Source organism: Hymenobacter agri (assembly GCF_054778495.1).
Map to the genome: position 1 here is coordinate 1 of NZ_BAAGZM010000988.1, position 1,066 is coordinate 1,066.

Sequence of the window (1,066 nt, forward strand, 5' to 3'; positions counted from 1 at the left end):
GCGCGGCGTGCGCCCGCCCACCAACGCCGGGGCCAGCGCGCAACGGGGCTGGTTCTACGGCCGGCTGCTACTGGTGCCGCTGGGCATTCTGGCGGCATTCCATGTGCTGTTTGCGGTGGCCAACCCGGTATATGCGCGGCTTAGCAGCCGGGTGCTGGAGGTGCTGGGCGACTGGCTGCTGCGCCTACTGCCTGATATTTCTTTGGGCCACCTGCTGTTCCTGGCCTTGGGCTTTGGCGTAACGGCGGCCGTGGTGGTGGTGGTGCCGGTGTATTTCTTTGCCGACCAGGAGTCGCGCTTTGGTGAGTTTGTGCGGCGGCAGCGCGACCGGGTGGCCTCGTTTGCCGTGCGCCGGCCCGATTTCCGGTTCAAAACCACTAAGGCGCTCGATTTGCGCAAAGAGTACCTGATTGCCGTGGCCGTGTTCGGGCTGGTGAACGTGCTGCTGCTCGTGGTGAATGCCATCGACGTGCGCTGGCTGTGGTTCGGGTTTGAGCCCGCGCCGGGGTTCGACCTTGCGCAGTTTGTGCACGAAGGCACTTACGTGCTCATTTTCAGTATTTTGCTGGCTATGGGCATTGTGCTGTGGTTTTTCCGGCGCAACCTCAACTTCTACGCGCCGGGGCTGCGGGCGCTGCGCTGGGGGGCCACGGTGTGGGTGCTGCAAAACGCGGTGCTGGCCGTGTCGGTGGGTTTGCGCAACTACTACTACATCCTGAACAGCGGCGTGGCTTACAAGCGCATTGGCGTGTGTTTCTTCCTGCTGCTGGTGTTTTTCGGGCTGGGCACGGTGCTGGGCAAAATCTGGCAGCAGCGCTCGGCCTACAGCCTCGTGCGGCTGAATTCGCTGGCCGTGTACGCAGTGCTACTGCTGCTGGCAGCCGGCAACTGGGAAGTCTGGATGACGCAGTACAACCTGCAGCCGCGCCTGCGCAGCGTCGACATCGGCTTCCTGCTCGACATGCCCGACCGCGCCCTGCCCACGCTGCTGGCCCGCCGCGCTGTCCTCAACCACGCCGCCCAGCTTACCGTGAACGCCGAGTACGGAGCCGCCCTCGCCATCGAC

At 64.4% G+C, this 1,066-nt stretch carries 1 protein-coding gene; it reads left to right on the forward strand.

What is annotated here, in order from left to right; genetic code table 11:
- Positions 1–1,066, forward strand: a 1,066-nt coding sequence (locus ACYVDE_RS23915) for a DUF4153 domain-containing protein (protein WP_460504027.1), incomplete at both ends; no start/stop codon positions are given.